17 protein-coding genes are annotated in these 18831 nt (G+C 46.1%); 14 read left to right on the top strand and 3 right to left on the bottom strand.

Annotated elements, in window-relative coordinates:
* Nucleotides 1-201: 201 nt before the first annotated feature.
* The 3 genes from JOD21_RS14815 to JOD21_RS14825 are packed head-to-tail and all read left to right on the top strand — an operon-like array spanning nt 202 to nt 3730.
* On the top strand, nt 202-951 hold the full coding sequence (locus tag JOD21_RS14815) for a DeoR/GlpR family DNA-binding transcription regulator (protein WP_204730369.1): 750 nt from the start codon (nt 202-204) through the stop codon (nt 949-951).
* Nucleotides 948-1868, top strand: coding sequence for a 1-phosphofructokinase (gene pfkB / locus JOD21_RS14820; protein WP_204730370.1), 921 nt, complete (start codon nt 948-950; stop codon nt 1866-1868). The genes JOD21_RS14815 and pfkB overlap by 4 nt, the downstream gene beginning before the upstream one ends.
* Nucleotides 1865-3730 carry a PTS fructose transporter subunit IIABC gene (locus tag JOD21_RS14825; protein ID WP_204730371.1) on the top strand — a complete coding sequence of 622 codons (1866 nt, stop codon included), beginning with the start codon at nt 1865-1867 and terminating at the stop codon, nt 3728-3730. The genes pfkB and JOD21_RS14825 overlap by 4 nt, the downstream gene beginning before the upstream one ends.
* A gap of 360 nt (nt 3731-4090) precedes the next feature.
* Here JOD21_RS14825 and JOD21_RS14830 read toward each other — a convergent pair whose 3' ends face one another.
* Entirely contained in the window at nt 4091-4276 is a 186-nt protein-coding gene (locus tag JOD21_RS14830) for a 2-hydroxymuconate tautomerase (protein ID WP_204730372.1), read from the bottom strand.
* A 407-nt stretch (nt 4277-4683) separates the two neighbouring features.
* On the opposite strand from JOD21_RS14830, the gene JOD21_RS14835 reads away from it, so the two are divergent.
* Nucleotides 4684-5193: a YwhD family protein gene (locus JOD21_RS14835; protein WP_204730373.1), complete on the top strand. Its 510-nt coding sequence runs from the start codon at nt 4684-4686 to the stop codon at nt 5191-5193.
* A gap of 165 nt (nt 5194-5358) precedes the next feature.
* Here JOD21_RS14835 and JOD21_RS14840 read toward each other — a convergent pair whose 3' ends face one another.
* Nucleotides 5359-7365, bottom strand: a complete 2007-nt coding sequence (locus tag JOD21_RS14840) for a transglycosylase domain-containing protein (protein WP_204730374.1) — start codon at nt 7363-7365, stop codon at nt 5359-5361.
* Nucleotides 7366-7861: 496 nt separating this feature from the next.
* Between JOD21_RS14840 and speE the strand changes: the two genes are divergently transcribed.
* The 5 genes from speE (at nt 7862) to JOD21_RS14865 (ending at nt 13198) form a co-directional block, all read left to right on the top strand.
* Nucleotides 7862-8692: a polyamine aminopropyltransferase gene (gene speE, locus JOD21_RS14845; protein WP_041123522.1), complete on the top strand. Its 831-nt coding sequence runs from the start codon at nt 7862-7864 to the stop codon at nt 8690-8692.
* A 12-nt stretch (nt 8693-8704) separates the two neighbouring features.
* Nucleotides 8705-9577 carry an agmatinase gene (speB, locus tag JOD21_RS14850; protein ID WP_204730375.1) on the top strand — a complete coding sequence of 291 codons (873 nt, stop codon included), beginning with the start codon at nt 8705-8707 and terminating at the stop codon, nt 9575-9577.
* Nucleotides 9578-10095: 518 nt separating this feature from the next.
* Nucleotides 10096-10527, top strand: a complete 432-nt coding sequence (locus JOD21_RS14855) for a YwiB family protein (RefSeq protein WP_204730376.1) — start codon at nt 10096-10098, stop codon at nt 10525-10527.
* Nucleotides 10524-12194 carry an arginine--tRNA ligase gene (argS, locus tag JOD21_RS14860; protein WP_204730377.1) on the top strand — a complete coding sequence of 557 codons (1671 nt, stop codon included), beginning with the start codon at nt 10524-10526 and terminating at the stop codon, nt 12192-12194. The genes JOD21_RS14855 and argS overlap by 4 nt, the downstream gene beginning before the upstream one ends.
* A 92-nt stretch (nt 12195-12286) precedes the next feature.
* Complete coding sequence (locus JOD21_RS14865; protein ID WP_204730378.1) at nt 12287-13198, top strand: prenyltransferase/squalene oxidase repeat-containing protein; 912 nt, start codon at nt 12287-12289, stop codon at nt 13196-13198.
* Nucleotides 13199-13238: 40 nt separating this feature from the next.
* Here JOD21_RS14865 and JOD21_RS14870 read toward each other — a convergent pair whose 3' ends face one another.
* Complete coding sequence (locus JOD21_RS14870) at nt 13239-13886, bottom strand: peroxiredoxin-like family protein (protein WP_204730386.1); 648 nt, start codon at nt 13884-13886, stop codon at nt 13239-13241.
* 183 nt (nt 13887-14069) lie between these two features.
* Here JOD21_RS14870 and JOD21_RS14875 point away from each other — a divergent pair, with 183 nt between their 5' ends.
* From JOD21_RS14875 to JOD21_RS14895, 5 genes are all read left to right on the top strand, one after another.
* Entirely contained in the window at nt 14070-14705 is a 636-nt protein-coding gene (locus JOD21_RS14875) for a methyltransferase (RefSeq protein WP_204730379.1), read from the top strand.
* A 267-nt stretch (nt 14706-14972) separates the two neighbouring features.
* The gene (locus JOD21_RS14880) at nt 14973-15446 is read left to right on the top strand and encodes an S-ribosylhomocysteine lyase (protein ID WP_041123515.1); all 474 of its coding nucleotides are present in this window, start codon (nt 14973-14975) and stop codon (nt 15444-15446) included.
* Nucleotides 15447-16367, top strand: a complete 921-nt coding sequence (locus JOD21_RS14885; protein WP_204730380.1) for a PLP-dependent cysteine synthase family protein — start codon at nt 15447-15449, stop codon at nt 16365-16367. It abuts the gene before it with no gap.
* 6 nt (nt 16368-16373) lie between these two features.
* Nucleotides 16374-17513, top strand: a complete 1140-nt coding sequence (locus tag JOD21_RS14890) for a bifunctional cystathionine gamma-lyase/homocysteine desulfhydrase (protein WP_204730381.1) — start codon at nt 16374-16376, stop codon at nt 17511-17513.
* Between the two features lie 171 nt (nt 17514-17684).
* Nucleotides 17685-18653, top strand: a complete 969-nt coding sequence (locus JOD21_RS14895; protein WP_204730382.1) for a ring-cleaving dioxygenase — start codon at nt 17685-17687, stop codon at nt 18651-18653.
* The last annotated feature ends 178 nt before the right edge of the window (nt 18654-18831 follow it).

The following is an 18831-nucleotide window of genomic DNA, read 5'->3' on the forward strand; positions in this document are numbered from 1 at the left end:
GAAATACAACGGGTTCGATGTTCAGCACCGCTTGTTCGACGCTCAGCGACTGAACTTCGCCATTTCATGTCATTTGACCCATACGCACCCCCTCCGAAATCACAAATGAACGTTTTTGAATGTTTTTGAAAGAAAATGATTGATTTATGTAAGCGTTGTCTTTATAATGAAATTACAAACAACATGAAGAGGAGAATGGAGATGCTGACTGAAGAGCGCTATTCCATCATTTTAGCGAAACTGAAATCGTTTGAAACGGTGAAGATTCAGGAGCTTATCGACATTACCGGCGCATCGGAGTCAACAATCAGGCGTGATTTGACTGAACTTGAGAAAAAGAAGTTCATTAAGAGAATTCACGGCGGGGCCAGAAGAATGGAACGGAAAATGGATGAGCCCGGGATGGAAGAGAAATCGGTCAAAAACCTTCAACAAAAACAGCGGATCGCTCAGGAAGCGGCACGATTAGTTGAAGAGGGTGACTGTATTTTTATTGATGCAGGCTCGACGACAAGTCATATGATTCCGTATTTACCGGATCAGGAGATCATCGTTGTGACAAATGGGCTGATGCATATAGAAGCGCTGATGAAAAAAGGGATTCGTACTTACCTGACTGGCGGTATTATTAAGCCGAAGACGAATGCGCTGATTGGCAGAGGGGCGATTGATTCTTTGAATGGCTACCGTTTTGATAAGGCGTTTATGGGGACGAATGGTGTGCATTATGAGTCAGGTTATACAACGCCTGACCCTGAAGAAGCACAGATGAAAGCTGCGGCGATCAGTTTGTCGAGAGAAGCTTTTGTGCTGGCAGATTCAGAAAAGATTGGTGAAATTGCATTCGCACGGTTTGGTGAATTGAATGAAGCGGTTCTGATTACGGAAACACTTGAAGAGAACGCTGCGTTATACAAAAATCAGACCAGTGTAAAAGAGGTGGAAATATGATTTTAACAGTAACACTTAATCCGTCAGTGGATTACGTTGTGCGTCTTGAGAAGTTTAGCGAGGGGCACTTGAACAGAACGGATCAGACCGCTTTTTATGCCGGCGGAAAAGGAATTAACGTTTCCCAGGTACTAAAGGAGCTTGATATTTCGAGTACAGCGACTGGATTTACAGGCGGATTCAGCGGGCGGTTTATTGAGCAAACCTTATCGGAAAAGAAAATTAAAGCAGATTTTATTCACGTTGAAGATCATTCAAGAATTAACATTAAGCTGAAAACGGATGATGAGACAGAAATTAATGCAGCAGGCCCTGTGATTTCACCGGAAAAAGTGAATGAACTGATCAGCCTCGTCAGCCGCTATGGCACTGGTGACACGCTGGTACTCGCAGGAAGTATTCCATCGAGCGTGGAGCGGGATCTTTATGGAAGATTAGCTGAAACAGCGCACCAAAACGGGATGCAGGTAGTCATTGATTCAGAGAAATCACTGCTTGAGCCGGCACTCAGCACGCCGCTTACGCTGATTAAACCGAATCATAAAGAACTCGGCGGATATATTGGCCGTGACATTCACACGGTTGAAGAAGCGGTTCAACACGGCCGGGACTTTTACAATCAGAATGACATCGATTATCTGATGGTGTCGATGGCCGGGGATGGAGCAGTTTTATTTACAAAGGATGAGACCTGGATCGCAACGCCGCCAAAGGGTGAGTTGCTTAACAGCGTAGGCGCGGGAGATTCATCTGTCGCAGGATTCCTTGCAGGACTTGAAAAAGGCTTGTCTGTAAAAGAGTCATTTGCACTGAGTATGGCATGCGGGGCAGCAACCGCATTTTCAGAAGGACTTGCTGTAAAAGAAGACATTGATCACTACTTGCCACTGGTACAAATAAGGGGGTTAGCACAATGAAGATTACTGATTTATTAACTAAACAGACGATTAATCTGAATCTGAAGTCCGAGGAAAAGCAAGGCACAATTGATGAAATGGTGAGCCTGTTAGACCGTGCCGGAAAGCTGAATGATGCAAAAGCGTATCGTGAAGCGATTCAGGCACGTGAAGACCAGACGACAACAGGAATTGGGGAAGGCGTAGCTATTCCACACGCAAAGACAAAGGCAGTAAAAGATCCTGCCATCGCATTTGGACGCTCTGTTGAAGGGCTTGACTATGAGTCTCTTGACGGTCAACCTTCACACTTAGTATTTATGATTGCTGCAACTGAAGGCGCAAATGATACACATTTACAGGCGCTCAGCCGTTTATCAGTATTGCTGTTAAAAGATGAAGTGAAGCAGGGACTTCTTGATGCGAAAACGGAAGATGACGTAATTGCACTGATTTCAAGCTTTGAAGAAGAGGAAGCGGAAGAAGAGCAGTCAACTGGAGAGGTAAAGGGTCAGATCCTGGCTGTAACTGCCTGTCCCACAGGGATTGCACACACGTATATGGCAGCAGATGCACTGAAAAATAAAGCGAAAGAAATGAATGTACCAATCAAAGTTGAAACGAACGGTTCAGATGGCGCTAAAAACGTGCTCACAGCGGAAGAGATTGAAAACGCTGTAGCAATTATTGTGGCAGCCGATACGAATGTGGAGATGGAACGCTTTAAAGGGAAGCGCGTCATCGAAGTGCCGGTTACTGACGGCATTCGTAAAACTGAAACGCTGATCAACCGTGCAATCAAGCAGGATGCACCTGTCTATCAGGGCAGCGGTGGATCAGGAGAAAAGAAAGAAGAAGGTCAGGCAAAAGGCCGTTCAGGTGTCTATAAGCACTTAATGAACGGTGTATCGAATATGCTTCCGTTTATCGTTGGTGGGGGTATTCTGATTGCACTATCATTCATGTTTGAAGACCAGCTGACGGGTGAACGCTCGCCGATTGGGGATATTTTAAGTTACATTGGCGGAGAGAATGCTTTTGCGCTGATTATTCCAGTCCTGGCAGCCTTTATCGCGATGAGTATTGCTGACCGCCCAGGTTTTGCCCCGGGTATGGTCGGTGGTCTGATGGCAGCTTCAAGTAACGCAGGTTTCCTTGGCGGGATCATCGCCGGCTTCCTTGCAGGTTACTTAGTACTTGGCTTAAAACGTGTATTCGCGAATTTACCACAGGTGTTTAACGGTTTAAAGCCGGTTCTGATTTATCCATTGTTCGGTATTTTAATCACAGGATTAATTATGTATTGGGCGGTTCAACCGCTTAGCGCGATTAACCAGGGTGTCATTAACTGGTTAGGTGGACTTGGTACAGGGAACCTTGCACTGCTTGGTCTGCTTCTGGGTGGCATGATGGCCATTGATATGGGTGGCCCGATTAATAAAGCAGCATATGCATTCGCACTTGCAGTCGCTGCAGACGGTCAGTTCGGCCCGCAGGCAGCAGTTATGGCCGGTGGAATGGTGCCGCCGCTTGGAATGGCACTTGCGACAACTCTTTTCCGTAAAAAGTTCAATGAGCAGGAGCGTAAAACAGGGGTTTCAGCATACTTCCTTGGCGCATTCTTTATCACAGAAGGTGCGATTCCATTCGCAGCAGCCGATCCGCTGCGCGTAATTCCTTCAGCAGTAGCGGGATCTGCAGTTGCAGGCGGTCTGACGCTTTGGTTTGACCTTGCACTGCGCGCACCACACGGCGGAATCTTTGTCTTCCCGACACTTGAAGGGGCAGCGATCAACATGCTGCTTTATCTGATTGCAATTGTAGCTGGTACAGTTGTGACGGCGATAACAGTAGGCTTGTTGAAAAAACCGGTTGTGGGGTAAATAGGGGTGGTTCCGGAAATAACTGATGAGGTTCATGAAAAAACACCGGCTGTTCAGAAGATAACAGTTGGTGTTCATGAAATTAACTCAGTGGTTCCTGAAATTTTCGGGCCGCTTCATGAAATAGTGAAAATTGACCCATGCGCGGGCAGCGCCAAAAAAACTTCCTTCAGGCAAGCCTGAGGAAGTTTTTTTCTGTCATGGTGCCTATAAGATGTGATCGTCTGCTTACGCTTTTCTCTGTCCAGCTCCAGCAGGCAGGTCCTCGGGTCATAAGCCACAATGAGAAAATGGGGAAGTGCGCCCATTTATCTCATTGCGTTTTATGCCTGTCAGACCTAGACGCCTGCTTCCGCTTTTCTACTGATCACTAACCCGTACACCACCAACGGCATAATCCGTCTTCTTCATTTCCTCAATAATAATCGACACTTTATCAGGCGATGCACCGGTTGTTTCCACAACGGCATCTGTTACTTTTGCAGCGAGCGCTTTTTTCTGATCATCACTGCGTCCTTCAAGCATTTTCACTGTTACGATTGGCATATTCATGATCTCCCTTCAGAGTGTATTCATCGTCTTCAATTGATCTCTTATGATACAATTAAATACGATAACGCACATTCATTGTATATTATTTTAAGTTTTTATACATAAAGTAAGAATTGATCATTTTGTTTAGTAATGCCTGCACATTATCTTCAAAGCGATCGCCAGTGTAAACGGGACGATTACTATTTTTAAATATGGCTTTGTTAAAGCCTAATGTTGTTTTAGCACAGTTGGTGATTGAAGCGGAAGGGGGACGACTCCAGCAGGAGAAGCGTGACAGGTGAGACCCCGCAGCGCGAAGCGTGAGGAGGCTCACCGCACGCCCTGCGGAAAGCGTTCCCCCTGCAGCGGAAATCACCAACCAACTTTAACAGAGCTTTAAATATAAGGAGTGGACATACATGTCAGACAAAAAGAAAAATATCGGGTTTAACATTATCAAAAATGATCCGACAGATGGCCACGGAGGCTACGGTGTCGGTTCACTGAGCCTTGATAACGTATCACCTGTCATTGTTGATGTGGCAGAGCAGGAAGCAGAAGTGGACGTCGGGGCAATGCATGCGAGATCTAAAGTCGAAAAGCGGATTAAATTTACAACAAACCGTGAAGATTCAGCGGGCGGTAAGGATTACTGGCTTGTCTGGGTAACGATTGACCGCAAGCCTGAAGGACCTTATTATGCGGGTGTTACTGCATGTGAAATGGTTGTGAACGTTGAGAAGCGCAGAGGGTATAAGGTGCTCGCGGATCACGTGAATCTGATGGATAAATCAATGAAGCGTAAAATCATTGTGGACCATATGGATGAGTCATCTAAAAAAGTACTGGCAGACTTCCTTAAAGCGCATAACGAAGCTTTCTGGAATGCATCTGAACCGGAGCTTCATCAGGCCCTTCTGTCAACATAAAAGTGACATTCGTGAACAAAATGTGACGGATTGTAGAAAACTGTCACCTATTATTGCTAGTGACCGTGAAAGAGAGTAAAATTATTTTACAGTTGCATGGATATGTAGCTAGGACACGAAAAAACCCGAGGCCGCACACCTCGGGTTTTTTTGCATTCAATTTTTCTACTCCAGGAACCACTTTTTGAACCAGTTTTCATCTTCTGTATGTCCGCTGACCGGTTCGCCGGGCGGTGGCGCAGCATTGCCGTCACAGTCCTCAAGCGGCACCGTTTCTTCTGTAAAGTAGGCTGTCCGCTGACCGCATGATTCTCCTGACAGCAGTCCGGTGTGCGGGTCCATCTGAACGGCCGTAACACCGGGTGGAGGGACGAAAAATTCCTCCGGCCGCGATGCATGGGCACGCTCCATGAAGCGCAGCCAGATCCATTTAGCCGCCTGCTTATCTTCTGTAAGCGTCAGCGTTCTGGCATCATCATAGCCTGTCCATACGCCAGCTGTGAGAGAGGGTGAAAAGCCGACCATCCACTGATCGGTGTCGGTTGTACCTGATTTTGCTGCGTATTCACGCGTCTTTTCATCTAAAAGCGTAATTCCTGTCACTGTTGAATAATCATTTAGCGCAGGATCGAACGTACCTGTCAGCATGTGCGTCATCACAAATGCTTCCTGTTCATCCATAATCCGTTTTGATTTTGATTTTGCCTGATAAATGATTTCACCGTCAGGCGCTTCGATTTTTCTGATTAATATCGGCTTCACCCGTTTACCGCCGTTGGCAAAAGCAGAATAAGCATTAAACAATTCGAGCGGGACGGCTTCGGAAGTGCCGAGTGCCGCAGAAGGGACCTCATCAACAGGTGTGCTGAAGCCAAACTGCTTAGCCTGACCCTTCAGTGCGTCACTGCCCAGGAATTCATGCGCTTTTACTGCATAAATATTATCTGAAATCGCAATCGCCTGAGCCAGTGTAATCGCATCGTTCGCGTACTTCTGATTAAAGTTTTGTGGCGCATACTCACTTCTGCCTTCATCGTAAACAAACGTCGTCGGTTCACTGCGCATCGTTGTCGCAGGCGTGAATCCATTTTTTACTGCAGCTGTATATAAAATCGGCTTAATCGTTGAACCGGGTTGTCTCAGTGCCTGGGTCACACGGTTAAAAGGGGTCTGTACAAAGTCCCGCCCGCCAATCATTGCACGCACTTCACCACTCTCAGGATCCATTGCTGCAAATGCTACTTCAAGGGCAGTGTCAGCAGGCATATTCTCTTTCACGACCTCATCAGCGATTGTCTGAAGTTCAGTATCAAGTGTTGTGTAAATTTTGAGACCACCATACTTTAAATAATAGGGTTCAAGGTCAATCGACTCTACCTCTTTCCAGACTGCCTCCTGGAAGTATGGGGCGGCTCCAAGAAACTCTGAAGGCGGTGAAGCAGTAACCTGTAGCTTTTCATCTATCGCCGCTTCAGCTTCCTCAGCTGTAATATCACCGTTTTCAACCATTTCACCAAGCACCAGCTCCTGACGTTCCTTTGCCCGATCAAAATAATCAACCGGGGAATAGCCGGATGGTGACTTCGGAATCCCTGCAAGCATCGCAGCCTGAGCGAGCGTCAGATCCTCAGAAGAAACGCCGAAATAATACTGACTCGCCGCTTCAATTCCATAGCGGCCATGACCGTAATAAATCGTATTTAAGTAACCTTCCAGAATATCTTCTTTTTCATAATTCCATTCAAGCCGTATTGTATATAATGCCTCATTCAGCTTCCGGGCCCAGGTCTTATCATGTGTCAGATAAAGGTTGCGCGCATATTGCTGCGAGATGGTACTTGCACCCTGTACCTTAGCCATTGCTTTAATATCGGCAGCAACAGCACCTGCAATCCTTTTAAAATCAAATCCTTTATGGTCATAAAACTTCCGGTCCTCCACTGCAATGACCGCCTTTACAGCATGAGGTGAAATATCATCAAGCGGCTTCCAGTACCGTTTCTCCCCGGAAGACCGTTCACCAATCAGCTGATCATCACCGTCAAACAGCAGTGTGGACTGCGTCACCGCAATCGATGGCGGCCCCGTCGTCTTAGCATAAAAGTACAGTACCGTGACAGAAGCGCCCCATAAAAACACAAAAGCAATCAGTCCAAGTAAAGCAAGCTGCAACGCCCTTACCCGCTTCCTCCGTCTTCTCCGCGAAACACGCCCCAACGCCCCCGCCTCCTGTTTTTTAACAGTAGTATGTGCAAACTTGCAGGGATTTAATCTTTTAACTTTAAAGTCATTGTCCTGGAGAAGGCTATTGCATCATGCCGCCTCAAAAAGTTCATCTAAACGAACCAAACTTTCAAAAAAACACCTTGAAATCTCCCCAAAAAAGTCTATACTTTTCCTCATGTGTGTTTTCTTTTCGATATAGGTGGAAAACACATATCGTACACTTGAAGCGCGTAAGAATAAGATCCAATTTTATTAAGAAAACGAATGATATAAACAATCTTAGCAGCCGGTCGCAGTGGAAGGGGGCGACTCCAGCAGGATAAGTCGGACAGGTGAGACCCCGCAGTGCAAAGCACGAGGAGGCTCACCGCCGGCCCTGCGGAAAGCGTCCCCCTGAAACGGAGACCTGCTGCGGTTATTATATTTAAAGGAGAAATGCAAAATGGGCGGATTCTGGTTCACAGAAAAACAAACAGAAAACTTCGGCATTACAATGAAAATCAACAAGACACTTCACACAGAAAAGACAGATTTCCAGCAGCTCGACATGGCTGAAACAGAAGAATGGGGCAACATGCTGTTTCTTGACGGCATGGTCATGACATCACAAAAAGACGAATTCGTATACCACGAAATGGTCGCACACGTGCCACTTTTCACACACCCGAACCCTGAAAACGTACTTGTTGTAGGCGGAGGAGACGGCGGCGTGATCCGTGAAGTACTGAAGCACCCGTCTGTGAAAAAAGCAACGCTTGTTGAAATCGATGGCAAAGTCATCGAGTACTCGAAAAAGTACCTTCCTGAAATCGCAGGAGATCTTGAAAACGAGCGCGTAGAAGTCATCGTTGGAGACGGCTTCATGCATATCGCTGAAAGTAAAAATGAGTATGATGTGATCATGGTTGATTCAACTGAACCTGTTGGACCGGCTGTTAACCTTTTTACAAAAGGCTTCTATTCAGGTATTTCCAATGCGCTGAAAGAAGACGGTATTTTCGTAGCACAGTCCGATAACCCATGGTTCAAAGCGGATCTGATTAAGCAGGTCATGAGTGATGTGAAGGAAATCTTCCCGATCACGCGCCTTTATACTGCCAATATCCCAACATACCCAAGTGGTCTGTGGGCATTTACACTAGGATCTAAGAAGCATGATCCTTTAAAAGTGGCTGAAGAAAGATTCCATGAAATCGATACGAAGTATTATACAAAAGAGCTTCACAATGCAGCATTTGCGCTGCCGAAATTCGTGAAAGACTTAACTGAATAGGAGGCATCCCCTGTGAAATTTGATGAGCAGTATTCAGGAAACGTTTTTATTAAAAGTCACCCGAACTATGATGAAAGCCAGGCAGTGATCTACGGCATGCCGATGGACTGGACAGTCAGCTACCGTCCAGGCTCACGCTTCGGCCCTGCCCGCATCCGCGAAGTGTCGATCGGTCTTGAAGAGTACAGTCCGTACCTTGACCGCGAGCTCGATGAAGTAAAATACTTCGATGCAGGCGATATTCCGCTGCCGTTTGGTAATCCATATAAAAGCATCGAATTAATCGAAGAGTATATTGATTCTCTTTTAAAAGACGGAAAGTTTCCACTCGGCATGGGTGGGGAGCACCTGGTGTCATGGCCTGTCATGAAGGCTGTTGCGAAAAAATATGATGATCTTGCCATCATCCATTTTGATGCGCACACAGACCTGCGCACAGACTATGAGGGTGAAGAGCTTTCACACTCAACACCGATCCGTAAAATTGCTGAGCATATCGGTCCGAAGAATGTCTACTCATTCGGCATCCGTTCAGGCATGAAAGAAGAGTTTCAGTGGGCAAAAGAAAACGGTATGCACATTTCAAAATTTGAAGTGCTTGAGCCGCTAAAAGAAATCCTGCCAACACTTGCAGGCCGTAATGTGTATGTGACGATTGATATCGACGTACTTGACCCGGCACACGCACCAGGTACGGGTACAGTTGATGCAGGCGGCATCACATCACGTGAGCTGCTTGCATCAATCCACGCAATTGCTGGATCGAATGTTACTGTGGTAGGTGCAGACTTAGTTGAAGTCGCACCGGTCTATGACCACTCGGAACAAACAGCCAACACAGCGAGTAAAATGCTGCGTGAAATGCTGTTAGGGTTTGTGAAATAAAAGATTTAAGAAGGCTGCGGGTTGCCGCAGTCTTTTTTCTGTTACCGGAGGCAGCTAGATTAGCTGTCGCGACACTCGGCGGTTCTGATATGACCTTCGCCGAACGTAATACAGCACTCAATCCGGGTGTATCGCTACTTCAAAGGCGCATATACGACCTTCGGGAACCATCATACGACATTTATCTGTATATACCTCCTTACTTATAGAAAGGAATTCGATGTGGATCATTTAAATTAATTAACCCCCCTCCAGGTTGATCCGAAGTGTAAGGGGGCGACTCCGGGACGATTAGAGGGAAGCTGAGACCCCACAGCCGAAGGCGAGGAGGCTCAGCAACCTCCGTCCGGAAAGCGTCCCCCTGAAACGTAGATCAACCGTTGTTATAGTAATGCTGTATATTCGCACTCTCCGATATAAGATTTTTCTTCCCAAACCCCCACAACTTCCATTGCATTTTACACACATCCTCTCTTATAATAGAAAGGTTATTAATTGAGCGAAACGGAGTGAGCAAGATGGAAAATGCAACACCCGTATCCATTCATCTGACCACAGTGATCACACAGCCCGACGGCTCAAAGGAAAAACTAACCCTGGAGTCTGAAGGGGAATGGATTCAGAAAAATAATATTCACTATTTAAAATATGAAGAAGAACAAAACGGCGGCACCGTCCGTACCATTGTGAAAATGGAAGAAGACAGTGCGGTTATTTTACGAAGCGGTGCAGTGAAGATGCGACTTGCATTCAGCCGCGGCAATAAAATGATGAGCAGTTATGAAAGTGAACACGGAACGCTGTCACTTTTAACAGATACAAAAAGATATACCCATAAGACACCAGGCACAGAAGACGGACGTTTTCAAATCACGTACGGACTCGAGATGCAGGGATCGAGCGTGGGTTCTTATAAAATGACGATTGATTACAAGGAGGCTGTGCAATGACGATTGCATTGGATGTACAGGAAAAACTGAAGCAGGAAATTAAAGATGCGGTACTAAAGGCAGGGCTTGCAACTGAAGAGCAGTTACCTGAAGTGATTTTAGAAACGCCAAAAGACAAAGCAAACGGAGATTTCTCAACGAACATGGCAATGCAGCTTGCACGCGTAGCGAAAAAAGCACCGCGTCAGATCGCACAGGACATCGTTGACAACTTCGACCAGTCAAAAGCTTCTATTAAAGAGCTTGATATCGCAGGACCCGGGTTCATCAACTTTTATATGGACAACGCTTATCTGACTGACCTGATCCCGTCAATTCTGACTGCGGGAGAAGCATACGGTGAGACAGATACCGGCGGTGGTGAAAAAGTGCAGGTCGAGTTTGTATCTGCTAATCCAACCGGTGACCTTCACCTTGGACATGCACGTGGTGCGTCAGTTGGTGATTCACTGTCTAACGTTCTTGCAAAAGCAGGCTATGATGTCACGCGTGAATACTATATTAATGATGCCGGTAACCAGATCCATAACCTTGCACTATCTGTTGAGGCACGCTATTTCCAGGCGCTTGGACACGACAAGGACATGCCTGAAGACGGCTACCACGGTGCTGATATCATTGGAATCGCCAATACGCTTGCTGAAGAATTCGGCGATAAATATGTGAATGCTACTGAAGAAGAGCGCTATGAATTTTTCCGTGAATACGGGTTGAAATTTGAGCTGAAAAAACTGCAGGATGATCTTGAAGCATTCCGCGTTCCATTTGACGTGTGGTTCTCTGAAACATCACTTTATAAGAGCGGCAAGATTGATGATGCGCTAAAAGTATTGAGAGATAACGGCCACATTTATGAAGAAGATGGTGCAACATGGTTCCGTTCAACGGAGCTTGGCGACGACAAAGACCGCGTTCTGATCAAAAATGACGGCTCATATACGTACCTGACGCCTGATCTGGCTTATCACCGTGATAAGTTCGAGCGCGGGTTTGGTAAAGTGATTAACATCTGGGGTGCAGATCACCACGGCTACATTCCGCGTATGAAAGCGGCCGTTGAGGCACTTGGCTATAACCGTGAGAACCTTGAAGTTGAAGTGATTCAGATGGTTCAGCTTTATAAAGACGGCGAGAAAATGAAGATGAGTAAACGTACAGGTAAAGCTGTAACGATGCGTGAACTCGTAGACGAAGTAGGCCTTGATGCAGTACGCTACTTCTTCGCGATGCGCTCAGGTGATTCGCATATGGACTTTGACCTTGACCTTGCTGTATCTCAATCGAATGAAAACCCGGTTTACTATGCCCAGTATGCGCACGCGCGTATCTGCAGCATTCTGCGTTCAGCAGAAGAGCAGGGCTTCAGCTTTGCAGACAAGGCTGATGTATCACTGATCGGTACTGAAAAGGAAATCGACCTGCTGAAAAAGCTAGGTGAATTCCCACAGGTAGTGGGCACTGCTGCTCAAATGCGTACACCGCATCGCGTAGCAACGTACATTAACGAACTCGCTTCAGCGTTCCACAGCTTCTACAATGCGAACAAAGTACTTGATGCAGAAGCACCTGAGCTGACAAAAGCACGTCTGAATCTGATTCAGGCAGTACGCCAGACCATCAGCAACGCACTGAAGCTGATCGGTGTAGCAGCTCCTGAACAAATGTAATCAACTTTTAAAAACTGTCTCTTGATTGAGGCAGTTTTTTTTGAAGGATTTTTTCTCTGCAGTCACGAATACCAATACCTGGAGGCGAGAAAATGAATATTTTAAATAAACACCTGACAAAAGATCAGAAAATCGCAATTAATCTATACATATCACGTGATGCAAGAGAAGTGGACAGGGCATTTCATCAATTCAGACAGGGAGAGGGCACAACTGAAAGTGTCGTACGTGCGCTTGAATCATATCAGAATGCTGACGGTGGATTTGGTCATGCGCTTGAGCCTGACCGGCGGCTGATTGATTCATCTGTACTTGAAACAACTGTTGCACTTCAATATCTGATGCAGCTGCCGATCAATTGTGAACATCCGATGGTCTCAAAGGCACTGAACTATTTAGAGAAACAGTATGATGGAGAGAAACGGTATTTTCCAATCGTACCGGTGACTGTGAATCATGTTCCCCGTGCACCTTGGTGGCATGTGAATGATAAAGGTGAAACCGGATTTGAAAAAACACCGGGTAACCCGTCTGCAGAAATTCTCGGATATTTTCAGCGCTGCCGACCGCAGGGCCTATTCACTGCGAAACTGGAAACTGATGTCCTTAATCGTCTGGATGACATCATTGAATGGGATATGCATGAAATCCAGTGCTTTTACAGGCTGGCTGAGATGACACCGAAGCCGGATCTTCAGCAGCTGATCCTTCAAAAGATTGTTCAACACGTTCAATTTACTAAAAATCCTGAAGAGTGGCAGGGATACGGGCTACAGCCAATCCAGCTGATCCAGAATACACAATCACCTTTATATGAAAGGTTTGAAGACCTGGCTGAAGAAAATGCAGCATGGTATGCACGTCAGCTTCATACAGAAGGCTACTGGAACCCTTCATGGGAATGGGGGCAATATCCGGTTGAATGGGAGCTGTCAAAAAGAGAGTGGCAAAGCTACCTCACAGTCAATGCGTGTCATCCGCCACAGTATTTACTTGGCAGTTAAAAACAGCCGGTTTTCCTGAGGGGAAAACCGGCTTACTTTCTTATTTCGTGTGTTTAACCACTTCAATCACCTTTTCAGGCGGTGTCCGGTAAGTGTAATCGGAGTTAATATCAGCAAATACAATTTTACCTGAAGAATCAACCACGAACGTTGCAGGCTTTGGAAGCTCCCAGTCATCGTTTCCATTATGTCCGGCTACATCCAATCCTGAATCTTTATAAAGTTCAATCAGGTAATCTGGCATGTTGAACACCAGATTGAATTGATCAGCAACCTGATTTCCTTCATCACTTAATACTGTGAATTGAAGGTTGTTTTTCTCTTTTGTGCTTAATGAAGCTTCAGGCGTTTCCGGGCTGATCGCTACAAGGCGGGCTCCTGAATCCTTAATTGCTGAAAGCTGCTCCTGACAAGCTTTTAGCTCAAGGTTACAATAAGGGCACCAGCCGCCGCGATAAAATGTCACAATTACCGGGCCTTCAGACAGTAGCATATCGCTGGAAATCTCCTTGCCGGCAGCGTCAGGTAAAGTAAATGAGGGCATCTGATCGCCTTCTTTCAGGCCTGTTGCAACGCCGGAATCTTCAAGTTCTTTTGTAGCCTGAGCCATCAGCCGCTGTTTATCTTCAGGTGCCTTTTTCTTAAAAGTCTCTTTATAAGCTTTAATTTCTTCTAATAATGTTGTTATAGAAATCCCTCCTTAAAGGTACATTTTAAAACATACCAAACGAGTCGGTTTTTTTCATGCGATTTGCTTAAATAGGAATTGTAGACGTGACAAACCATTCAATTTCTGATAATATAATCACCGTCCCGGTTAATTCCGAGTATCTTGATAAGAATAATATATTTTGAATGGAGTGGCTCTAATATGGGACGTGAGTTTGTAGAAATTTTTGATGAATGGGCAGATAGTTACGATGCTTCAGTCAGTGGGCAGGACAAAGAATACGCAGCTGTTTTTGAGCACTATGACGTGATTCTTGAACAAGTTGCATCCATGGCTTCAGGACATACAGTAGAATTTGGTCCGGGCACTGGCAATCTGACTGAAAAACTTTTAGCGAAAAACCTGAAAGTAACAGCCTATGAACCGAATAATGCCATGCGCATTCGTACGCAGGAGCGTTTTCCTGCTTTAAATATTACTGACGGAGACTTCCTGGAATTTGAGTTAAATGAAAAACCGGATACATTCGTCAGCACCTACGCTTTTCACCACCTGACAGATCAGGAAAAAGCACAGGCAGCAAACATCTATGCAGCTGCATTACCACCAGGCGGGCAAATCGTTTTTGCAGATACCATTTTTGAAACAGAAGAAGCGAAGCATGCCCAGTGGGAAAAAGTAGAACAGCAGGGGTATATGAATCTGCTTGAAGACCTGAAAAGAGAATACTATACAACCATTCCGGTTATGAACGAACTGCTCGAAGAAGCGGGGTTTACTGTTTCATTTAAAAGAATGAATGAATACGCGTGGCTGATTCATGCGGTGAAGAAATAAATATCAAAGTTATACAAATTAACATGAGGGACTTTGTAAAAACAACTTAGTTAATCGGAGCGTAAGGCGGTGACTCCGGAGCGATAAGTGGGACAGCTGAGACCCCGCAGGCGAAGCCGAGGAGGCTTAGCGACCACCGCTCGGAAAGCATCCGCCTGAAGCGCAGATTAACGGTTATAGAAGAGAACCCGAATGGAAATCCCTGTACATCCCATCGCCATACCAGTTAAGATAAACACAATCACACTTTCAAAGGAGAGATTTCACATGACAAAGAAAATGAATGTAGAAAGCTTCAATCTTGACCACACGAAAGTAAAAGCACCGTATGTAAGATTAGTAGGCGTCACAAAAGGCCAGAACGGCGATGAAATTCATAAGTATGACATGCGTTTTAAGCAGCCGAACAAAGAGCATATGCCAATGGATGGCCTTCATTCAATTGAGCACTTAATGGCTGAAAATATCCGTAACCACCTGGACAATGTTGTTGATATCGGGCCGATGGGCTGCCAGACAGGATTCTACCTTGCTGTGCTCAACCATGATAACTACGATGAGATTCTGAATGCGATTGAAGCAACATTGAATGATGTGCTGAAAGCTGACGAAGTACCGGCATGCAACGAAGTTCAGTGCGGCTGGGCAGCGAATCACAGTCTTGAAGGCGCGAAGGAAATCGCTGCTGACATGCTTGCTAAGCGCGATGAGTGGAAAGATGTATTTGGTGAGGACGCTTAAATGAATGTAGCAAAAAGCGTGCACGAACTGATCGGCAATACGCCGGTCGTAGAAATCTCCGGCATTCCGGTTCCAAACGAATGCCGGATTTTTGCGAAACTGGAGTATTTTAACCCGGGCGGCAGCGTCAAAGACCGCCTCGGAATGGAACTCATCGCAGATGCCCTGAAGCGCGGTGAATTAAAAGAAGGCGGCACAATCATTGAGCCGACAGCGGGCAACACTGGAATTGGTGTTGCACTCGCTGCTGTCGGACGTGGATTCAAAGTGATCTTTGTAGTACCCGAAAAGTTCAGTGTGGAAAAGCAGACGCTGATGCGTGCACTCGGCGCTGAAGTGGTTAATACACCAACGGCTGATGGAATGAAAGGTGCGATCGCAAAAGCAGAGGCGCTTGTGCGCGAGATCCCGGATTCATTTTCACCGGCTCAGTTTGGCAATCCGGCTAATCCTGAGACGTACTACAAAACCATGGGTCCTGAACTGTGGCGCGACCTCGATGGCAACATTGATATTTTTGTTGCCGGAGCAGGTACAGGCGGTACATTTATGGGAAATGCCCGCTTTTTAAAAGATCAGAACCAGGCAATTAAAACCGTTATTGTAGAACCAGAAGGCTCAACGATTAACGGAGGCGAATCCGGTCCTCATAAAACGGAAGGGATCGGAATGGAATTTCTCCCTGACTATATGGATAGACAATTATTTGATGCGATTCATACAGTCTATGATAAGGACGCTTTTTACTGGGTAAAAGAACTGGCGTTAAAAGAAGGCCTGCTTGTCGGCAGCTCATCAGGTGCAGCGTTTCATGCTGCTCTGAAAGAAGCGGAAACAGCTGAAAAAGGCAGTCATATCGTAACGGTTTTCGCTGACAGCAGTGAACGTTACTTGAGTCAGAATATCTATGAAGGTGGTTGATCACATATGAAGCAGAAAACAAAATTGATACATGGCGGTATTGTTGGAGACGAAGCAACAGGTGCGGTTTCCACGCCGATTTATCAGGTAAGCACATACAAGCAGGATGGTGTTGGCGGTCTGCGCCAGGGCTACGAGTATTCACGTACGGGTAACCCTACGCGCCACGCACTTGAAGAATTAATCAAGGACCTTGAAAATGGTCATGCAGGATTCGCATTCGGTTCAGGAATGGCCGCGATCAGTTCAGTGATGATGCTGTTTGATACAGGATCTCACGTTGTATTAACAGATGACGTCTACGGCGGTACTTACCGCGTCATGACCAAGGTGCTTAACCGTCTTGGCATTGATTCAACGTTTGTTGATACAAGTAACCCTGAAAATGTGAAGGATGCGATTCAGGAAAATACGAAAGCAGTATTTATCGAAACACCGACTAACCCACTGCTAAAAGTAACAGATATCGCAGCAGTGTCAGCGGTTGCCAAGGAGCATGGACTACTGACAATTGTAGATAATACCTTTACAACACCATACTGGCAGACGCCAATCGACCATGGTGCAGATATCGTTGTACACAGTGCAACAAAATATCTTGGCGGACACAGTGATGTTGTCGCAGGACTGGTTGTTGTGAATTCAGCTGAACTTGCTGAAGAAGTACATTTTGTTCAGAACTCTGTTGGGGCAATCCTTGGACCACAGGATTCATGGCTGTTGATGCGCGGCATTAAAACGCTTGGTCTGCGCATGGAAGAGCATGAAGTGAACGCGAAAGAAATTGTATCCTTCCTTGAGCGTCATGAAGGTGTAACAACGATTCATTACCCTGGAATCAAATCACATCCGGGTCACGAAACAGCAGCGAAGCAGTCACGCGGCTTTGGCGGTATGATTTCATTTGATGTCGGCAGCGGTGAGAAAGCTGCACGCGTGCTTGAGAAGGTAAAATATTTTACGCTCGCTGAAAGCCTTGGCGCAGTAGAGAGTCTAATTTCAGTACCTGCACGAATGACACACGCATCTATTCCTGCAGAGCGTCGCGCAGAGCTTGGTATTACTGACGGGCTTGTAAGAATCTCAGTTGGCATTGAAGATATTGAAGATTTACTTGCTGACCTTGAGCAGGCGCTTGAAGATTAATAGTTGATGAGCCGCTCCTTAATGGGGCGGTTTTTATTGGAATCCTTGAATTAAAACATATATCTGTGAAAATATCTCGAATTCGAGATATTTTTTCTTGCATTCTTTTACATTCAGGCTTACAATAAAGTCAGAAAGTATCTCAGTTTCGAGATAAAAGGAGTGTTAGTTATGAATGTAACAGGTATTCATCATGTATCAGCCATCACATCGGCTGCTGAGAAAAATCATAAATTTTTTACACAGGTATTAGGCATGCGCCTCGTTAAAAGAACTGTTAACCAGGATAGCACGTCATCTTATCACTTATTTTATGCGGATGCGGTGGGCAGTCCGGGAACAGATATGACGTATTTTGATATCCCGATGGCGGGGCGCACGTATCCAGGCGTTTCAAGTATCTCGAATACAGCATTCCGCGTACCAACAACAGAGTCACTTCACTACTGGAAAGAACGTTTCAACGAGCTGAATGTGCGTCATGATGACATTGAAAAGCGTGCGGGTCGTGACACACTTTACTTTGAAGATGAAGAAGGATCACGCCTGATGCTGGTTGCGGATAATGGCGAGGCAGGCGTCGCACCGGGTGTACCATGGACAGGTGCTGATGTACCAAAAGAACACGCGATTGTGGGACTTGGACCTGTGACGCTGACGGTCCGCCGTGCAGATAAAACCATTGCTGTTCTAGAGAACGTGCTTGGTTTTGAAAAAGTGGGTGAATACCCGAACCGCGCAGGTGCTGCTCTTCCGGCAATTCAGGTCATGTCAGTTGCTGAGGGTGGAACTGGTGCAGAAGTGCATATCGAAGAGCGTCCTGACCTGCCGCCGGAGCGTCCGGGCCGTGGAAGTGTTCACCATGTAGCCTTCCGAGTGCCGACTTTTGAAGACTATGAAAAGTGGGATGAGCGAATCCGCAGCTTCGGATTCATGACGTCAGGAGAAGTGGACCGCTATTACTTCCGTTCGATCTATTTCCGTGAATCAAACGGTATTCTGTTTGAGCTTGCGACAGATGAGCCGGGCTTTGCAACGGATGAAGACATGGAGCACCTTGGTGAGGAACTGGCACTGCCGCCATTCCTTGAGCCAAAGCGCGCTCAGATCGAAGCTAGCTTAAGACCGCTTAACATGTAAAAAATGTTTGTCTGCCGTCCGGCTAGTGCCGGGCGGTTTTTTTGGGGAGGGAGCAGGTCATTTGTCATGATTTCCGGAACAAGCGTAAGCGTCAAACGAACCACACCTTCTGTTGTCTAGCCTTCCGTGACAAAATGAAGGAAATCAAATATGTAACCAACGTGTTCAATCAAGCTAC

The sequence above is a fragment of the Jeotgalibacillus terrae genome, from assembly GCF_016908195.1.
Lineage (GTDB): Bacteria > Bacillota > Bacilli > Bacillales > Jeotgalibacillaceae > Jeotgalibacillus > Jeotgalibacillus terrae.